Annotated in this window: 10 protein-coding genes; 1 reads left to right on the top strand and 9 read right to left on the bottom strand. The window is 70.5% G+C overall.

Annotation, left to right across the window (positions count from 1 at the left end; genetic code table 11):
* Positions 1-146: 146 nt before the first annotated feature.
* The 7 genes from HV826_RS31270 to HV826_RS31240 all read right to left on the bottom strand — a co-directional run bounded on the left by HV826_RS31270 (position 147) and on the right by HV826_RS31240 (position 3,305).
* Entirely contained in the window at positions 147-467 is a 321-nt protein-coding gene (locus HV826_RS31270; protein WP_176420720.1) for an NADH-quinone oxidoreductase subunit K, read from the bottom strand.
* Positions 464-1,399 carry a hydrogenase subunit MbhD domain-containing protein gene (locus HV826_RS31265; protein WP_176420719.1) on the bottom strand — a complete coding sequence of 312 codons (936 nt, stop codon included), beginning with the start codon at positions 1,397-1,399 and terminating at the stop codon, positions 464-466. Before HV826_RS31265 ends, HV826_RS31270 begins: the two co-directional genes overlap by 4 nt.
* Positions 1,384-1,698 carry a monovalent cation/H(+) antiporter subunit G gene (locus HV826_RS31260; RefSeq protein WP_176420718.1) on the bottom strand — a complete coding sequence of 105 codons (315 nt, stop codon included), beginning with the start codon at positions 1,696-1,698 and terminating at the stop codon, positions 1,384-1,386. The genes HV826_RS31265 and HV826_RS31260 overlap by 16 nt, the downstream gene beginning before the upstream one ends.
* Positions 1,695-1,964 (bottom strand): monovalent cation/H+ antiporter complex subunit F, encoded by a 270-nt coding sequence (locus HV826_RS31255; RefSeq protein ID WP_163786957.1) that lies wholly within the window; start codon positions 1,962-1,964, stop codon positions 1,695-1,697. The genes HV826_RS31260 and HV826_RS31255 overlap by 4 nt, the downstream gene beginning before the upstream one ends.
* The gene (locus HV826_RS31250) at positions 1,961-2,500 is read right to left on the bottom strand and encodes a Na+/H+ antiporter subunit E (protein WP_176420717.1); all 540 of its coding nucleotides are present in this window, start codon (positions 2,498-2,500) and stop codon (positions 1,961-1,963) included. Before HV826_RS31250 ends, HV826_RS31255 begins: the two co-directional genes overlap by 4 nt.
* A 205-nt stretch (positions 2,501-2,705) precedes the next feature.
* Entirely contained in the window at positions 2,706-3,113 is a 408-nt protein-coding gene (locus HV826_RS31245; protein ID WP_176420716.1) for a VOC family protein, read from the bottom strand.
* Positions 3,114-3,125: 12 nt separating this feature from the next.
* Complete coding sequence (locus HV826_RS31240; RefSeq protein WP_176420715.1) at positions 3,126-3,305, bottom strand: hypothetical protein; 180 nt, start codon at positions 3,303-3,305, stop codon at positions 3,126-3,128.
* A 231-nt stretch (positions 3,306-3,536) separates the two neighbouring features.
* On the opposite strand from HV826_RS31240, the gene HV826_RS31235 reads away from it, so the two are divergent.
* The gene (locus HV826_RS31235) at positions 3,537-4,295 is read left to right on the top strand and encodes a DUF6209 family protein (RefSeq protein ID WP_176420714.1); all 759 of its coding nucleotides are present in this window, start codon (positions 3,537-3,539) and stop codon (positions 4,293-4,295) included.
* Positions 4,296-4,970: 675 nt separating this feature from the next.
* On the opposite strand, the gene HV826_RS31230 is transcribed toward HV826_RS31235, so the two are convergent.
* Positions 4,971-5,240 (bottom strand): hypothetical protein, encoded by a 270-nt coding sequence (locus tag HV826_RS31230; protein ID WP_176420713.1) that lies wholly within the window; start codon positions 5,238-5,240, stop codon positions 4,971-4,973.
* 453 nt (positions 5,241-5,693) lie between these two features.
* Complete coding sequence (locus HV826_RS31225) at positions 5,694-6,257, bottom strand: imm11 family protein (RefSeq protein WP_176420712.1); 564 nt, start codon at positions 6,255-6,257, stop codon at positions 5,694-5,696.
* Positions 6,258-6,288: the final 31 nt, after the last annotated feature.

The raw sequence follows: 6,288 nt of genomic DNA, 5'->3' as shown, positions 1-6,288 counted from the left end.
GCCCCGCCGCGCACGCGCACAGGGCCCCCGACGTCAAGAGCCCCACCGCGGGCCCGGCCCGGCGCGCCACGAAGGCCACGCTCGCCGCGGCGAGCGGCAGGGCCACCGGCCCCCATACCCACGCGCTCGACAGGTCCGCCGCCATGTCACCCCGCGACGCCGCCGCCCGGGCCGTCGTCCTCGGGCAGGTGCGCCTTGCCCGTCTCCTCGTGGAGCCGCCGCGCCAGCAGCAGCGAAAAGCCCGTGGTGCTCACCGACACGACGATGCCGGTGAGCACCAGCGCGGAGGGCACCGGGTCTGGCGGCTCCACGCGCCGCCCCACGGCCACCAGCACCAGGAAGATGCCGCTGCCCAGGAGGTTGGCGGCCAGCAGCTTGCGCACCAGGTGCTCCCGCGCCAGCAGCCCGTACAGGGCCACGGCCACCACCGCCGCCGCCGCGCCCAGGTACAGCGTCACCGCGCTCACCGTGGCGCCTCCCCGCGCCAGGTCCCCGGCACGTCCCGCCGTCCGGCGAAGAGCACCGCCAGCACCAGCGCGATGGACACCATGGCCGCCACCTCGATGAGGACGATGAGCCCATAGGCCGCGTCGCGCGGATACTCGAGCAACCGCCCCGCCAGGCCCGCGCCCACCGCCACCGCGAGGAACACCGCCGTGCCCGCCACCAGCCCCAGGCGCATGGGCCACCGGTCCGCCACCACCGGCGGCAGCCTGCCCGACACGCGCAGCACCACCGCCGCGCCCACCAGCAGCGCCGCCGCCTGGAAGGCCCCGCCCGGCAGGCGGCTGCCCACCCACAGGAGGTACAGCGCCACCAGCACCGCCACCGGCACGCCCAGCCGCGCCAGCGCCGGCAGCACCGGGCCCGCGTCCACCGGCGCGTCCGCCGGGCCCGCGGGCCTCGCCGGCAGCACGGCCCAGGCGGCCAGCCCGGCCAGCCACAGCACCCCCACCTCCAGCAGCGTGTCGTAGGCGCGGAAGTTGAGCAGCACCGCGGTGACGGGGTTCTTCACGCCGCTGTCCGGCAGGCGCTCGCGCACAAGCTCCGGCAGCCGTGTGGGCGGCGCGGGCAGCGTCCACAGGGCCCACAGCAGCAGCCCCCCCACGGCGGCGCACGGCAGCGCCACCCAGGGCCTCCAGGCCATCGGGCGCTCCCGCGCGCGCCCCAGCCGGACCGCCGCGTCCAGCAGCAGCGCGCCGGTGAAGCCCGCGCTCAGCCCCGCCTCGGCCAGCGCCACGTCCACCGCGCCCAGCCGCACCCACGCCAGCGCCAGCAGCAGCCCGTAGGCGATGAACACCACGCAGGCCTGGAACACGTCCCGGGCGCAGACGGCCCGCCAGACCAGCAGCGGCAGCGCCAGCGCCAGCAGCGCGTCCAGCATCAGTCCCGCGTCCATGGCCGCTCCCGTCCGGACGCCCGCGCCGCGAAGCGCCCCACCAGTTGCCCCGACGCGGCGCTCGCCACCAGCGCCAGGACCCACACCACCAGCACCTTCAGCGCCGCGGCCACGGACTCCGCGCGCAGCAGCAGCCCCAGCGCCACCAGCCCCAGCCCGGCCCCGTCCGCCTTGGACACCGCGTGCAGCCGGCACAGCACGTCCGGGAATCGCAGCAGCCCCACCGTCCCCGCGGTGAAGAACAGCGCGCCCAGCACCACGAGCGCGGTGGAGAGGACGTCTCGCGCCAGCGCCATCATGGCCGCTCCTCGGGCGCGGCCGGTGGCCGGGTGATGAAGGTGGCGGTGGACACCACGGCCAGCACCACCAGCACCAGCGCCACGTCCCGCAGCGGCCCACGCTCCTCCGCCTCCGCCAGCAGCAGGAGGATGGCCACCCCCGTGGTGCCGAAGAGGTTGGCGGACACCATCCGGTCCGCCGCCGTGGGCCCGCGCAGCAGCCGCCACAGGCCCACCAGGACGTTGAGCAGCAGGACGACCGCCACGCCCAGGAAGAACGCGCTCATGGCCGCGGCCCTCCCACCGGAGCGACGCCGAAGATGGCGGCCACGCTCCGCTCCAGCGCGCGCAACTCCTCCAGCGCGGCCTCGCGCGCGGGCGCTCGCGCGTCCAGCAAGTGCAGCGTGAGGCGGCCCTCGTCCAGGTCCACCCCGAGCGTCCCCGGGATGAGGCTGCCGACGCTGGAGAGGAACACGCGCGAGGGCAGGCCCGGCAGCCACACCGGCACGTCCAGGTACCCCGGCGACACCGGCGGCCCCGGCCGAAGCGCCCGAAACGCCACGTCGACGCTCCCGGTGAGCGCCCGCCGCGCGAAGCCCGGCAGGAAGCGCAGCAGCGCCCACCACCGGACTCCCGTGGGGCCCGGTGGAGACAAGGCCAGGCTCGCCGCCAGCGCCAGCGGCACCGCCACCAGCCCCACCCACAGCCCCTCCGGATGGGCCTCCACGAGCACCGCCCACAGCACGGACAGCAGCGCGCCCCGGACAGCGAGGGTCCACGCCCGGCGCGGGCCTCGGAAGCTGTGGGCTTGGGGAGAAGGCATGCGGTGGCACCCGTGGCGCCAATGAGTCGGCATCCCTCGCCCCTCGCGGCCATCGTCCCGCGGGGCCGCCCGCTGTCGCTGTCCGTTCCCGCACACGCCCTGGCACGAGGCACGCGGGCGCAGCCCCCTCCGCAAGGGACGCTCCCCGCGCCAGCCGCGCCTTCAGTTCGTTGGCCTCAACCCGCCACGGCCGCGTGCCGAGCTGTCAAGGCGCGGGACGGCCACCGAGGAACTCAGTGCCGGATTCGACGAACGAGATGGGATTGCCGAATGGATCGACCGCATAGAACAGCGTCTCGCCCCACGGCATGTGCTCGATTGGCGTCACCGCGGTAGCGCCAGCCGAAAGGCACCGCTCGCGGAGGGCGCCGAGGTCCCTGGTCGAGAAGTACACGTACTGGAACGGATGTGGGCGCCAGGTCTCGCCGTGTTCGGCGGCATCGCCATCCTCACGTGGCGAGTAGCATGCAAGCACGGCCCCGCCGGCGTCCGCAGCGGCGAAGTAGTGCCGGCCAGGGGAGACGCGCTCCCCGGGAAGGCCAAGCACCTGAGCGTAGAAGCGTGTTGCCTGCTCGATGTCGGCAACCGGGAGGATGATTCGAAAGAGCATCATCGGGGACTCCAATCATTCATGGGTTCGACGGCGCATGGCCTTGGGCGGGCGCCGGTGCACCGCGTCCCGCCCCGCCTCACCCTCCGGAGAGCCCCTCTCGAAGCGCCCCGCCGGCACCCGCTTCGCCGTCCCACAGCCCCCCATGAGCAGCAGGAGGACGACGACGCACGAACGGTCCGAGATGAATGTCATCCGGAGAACTCCTGGTCGAAGAGGACCCCGCTGGCGGGCAGCGGCTTCAGCGGGCATGTTCGAATGCGACAGTCCGAGGGTCCAGGAGAATGACACGGACCCGCGGCGCCGCCGGATGCGTCGCGAGGCGCCAAGCCTTCAAGACGCGGAAGTCCCGCGCCAGGCCATTGACCTGATGTGCGGGAGCGGGATAGCGCGCCCAGTCCCACTTCCGCTCAAAAGGAGCGCATCTTGGTCCGTCGACTTCTTCCCTCCCTCCTGCCGCTGCTGCTGCTGGCCTCCACGGCCGCGGCGCAGACCACCCCCACCGCCATCACCTTCGATGGGTATTGGAACGAGACGCCGTCGGTGGAGTTGATTCCCGTGGGCGGCGCGGTGGTCGTCAACTACGACACCAGCCGCCTGCCGCAGTGCCGGGGCACCACCTCATCGGGCGACCCGACCTGGACCATCACTGGCCACGTCCAGGTGAACCGCGGCCCGGTGGTGAGCTTCTGGGTGGCCGGCCACGCGCCGGACGGCAACCCCTCCCAGCGCACCCTGCATCTCCCCGCGGGGTTGAGCGGCGCCCTGGTGATGTGGTTCGACATCTCCAGCCAGGGCTGCCAGGCCTGGGACTCCAACTACGGGAGCAACTACCACTTCCCCATCGGCGCGCCGACCCTCTCCTTCAACGCGAACTGGGACGAGCCCGTGGCGGGCACGCTGCGCGCCGGCCAGGAGTTCATCGTCAACTACGACGTGGCCCGCCTGCCCGAGTGCCGCGCCACGTACAACGGCCCGGCCTGGGCGATTGTCGCGCAGTACCGCTTCGACAACGGCCCCATCCAGGAGACGGTCGTCACCGGCTCCGGCAGGTCCGTGCCGGCGGCCATCACCGCTCCGGCCGGCGCCCGCCACCTGGAGATGTGGTTCCGCAACACGGACCGCAGCTCCTGCGTGCGCTACGACAACAACTACGGCTCCAACTATCACTTCGCAGTGGAGTGAGCCGCACCGGCTGATAGCGGCGTGAGGATGAAGCAAGCAGCCGGAGGCTGTTGGGCGTAGTCGCCGCTTGGCGAGCTGCGCCTTGCCGGAGCGCTCGAAGGAGTCGGCGCCCAGGTCCTTGTAGGGAAGTTCCTGGCGCGGCATGTGGTGGGCGGCCGTGAGCATGGATTCGGGGTGCGCACCAGGCTCCGGGTCCAACTGTTCGACGGGCTCACCTGCACCCATGACGCGCCAACCTCTGTGCCTACGCCACGAACAGGCTACCGCGTTACATTCCTGTGGGTCGGGCGCGCAGCCCGGTGGTAGCTGTTCGGAAATGTCGGGACTTTTGTGGCGTCAAAACCCCCGACATTTCCGAACAGCGAGCTACGGGAGTGACTCCGGCCCCCCGCCGCCAGGGGGCCCCTGAGATGGCCGCGGGGTCCGTTCAGCATGAAGTCCGCAACGGAGGTGATGGCATGGCATCCGCGCGCGCCGTGCGCTGACGAGGTGCCCCGCGCGCATGCACTCCCACGCGAACCGCTCCGTCCTGCTGTCGCTCCTCCTGCCCTGCCTGACGCTCGCGCAGCCCCTGGACGACACGCCGCGGAGGACACGCCCACTGTGGCGGCGCCGCCTCTCAGTTCATCTGCGCTGCGCGATGAGTCGTGAACCTCGCTCGCACTTCACTTCGCGCTACTCGACGAGCACGAGAACGACTTGCTCGGTGGTGTTGCCCGCCGCGTCCGTGGCCCGGACGAGCACGACGTTGTGCCCGGGGTTCGACAGGGTCACCGTGTTGGTCGCGACATTCGTGCCCGCGCCCACGTCGGTGCTGTTGACCCAGTTGACGGTCACCCGCACCGGGCTGAGGTCCGTCACCTCGGAGCGCACCTCCACCACCGGGGACTGGGGCTCATCCGGAGCCGGGGACAGGACGCGGAGGATGGGCGCGGTGCGGTCCACCGTCACCTCCCGGCGCTGCGTGGTGATGCCGCCATCGACGCTGATGACGGTGAAGGTGATGAGGTGAGGAAGGCCGCCGAGCGCACCATGGCCAGGCGCCCAGCCGCCAGGGACGTGGCCCGGCGAGGTGGCCGAAGCGACCCGAGCTCCCCGGTCTCGAAGGGCTCCCGAGGAGCCCGTGGGAGGCTGACGGGAGTCCCTGGTGACGTGTGGCTGGGAGAGCGCGGGTACGCTGCGGGAGTTGCAACGACGAGCAGCTCGTCGCCTTCACGCGCAGGGGAAGAGGGGTGTGCCCCTCCTGTAGCGTGCATTGCCGCTAGCGCTCTTCGGCGGCTACGTCCTGCCAGCGGCGCTCGGCGGCGAGCGCGCGGGGCCGTCCAAGCCCGGCCCGAACACACAAGCACAGGCCAGTCTCACCGAAGCGAAGGTCCGCACAATGCGACCGCCAATGCCCTACACATTGCACGCAGATTTGATGGGAATGAAATCGACACCATCAAACCTGGGCTCATCGTCCTCATCGTACATGTGGTCCAAAACGCTATTATTCACGATCAACATGCCCTGACTCTCAGCAAGCCTGAACAACAGGGCACCATTTGCGCGTTCTGTGTCAATCACCAACTCCTTGAATTCATAGCCCGTCCCGCCAGGGCCTTCGTAAGTCGATTTATCAAGATCTGCGCACGCAACCCTGCCCAACACATTGACCACCTTGTAGGAATTCCAAGCCTCACCGGTGACTGGATTTCTGAGTATCGCCTTGAACGTCTGCATGTTGTCTACACCGGCGTGGCGAAATGCATCCACCAGACGATCAGAAAACAACGGCATGAAGCTGGCTACAAAGTCCGCAGGGGGGTGTGCGCCGGTATTGTTCACGAGGAACTCAACGGGCTCAGGCACTGGCACCGTAATCAAATCACCAGCCTGAAATCCAAAAACACCATCTGGTACTTTCGGCCATTCCATGACGCCGTGTTTCTGTCCAATCTCTACTTCAAGCTCGAAGTACATAGAGCTCCCTTCACGTGTGTGCTCTGCTGAA

Source organism: Myxococcus sp. AM010 (assembly GCF_013372585.1).
Taxonomy (GTDB): domain Bacteria; phylum Myxococcota; class Myxococcia; order Myxococcales; family Myxococcaceae; genus Myxococcus; species Myxococcus vastator.
This window is presented reverse-complemented; position numbering and strand designations above follow the sequence as displayed.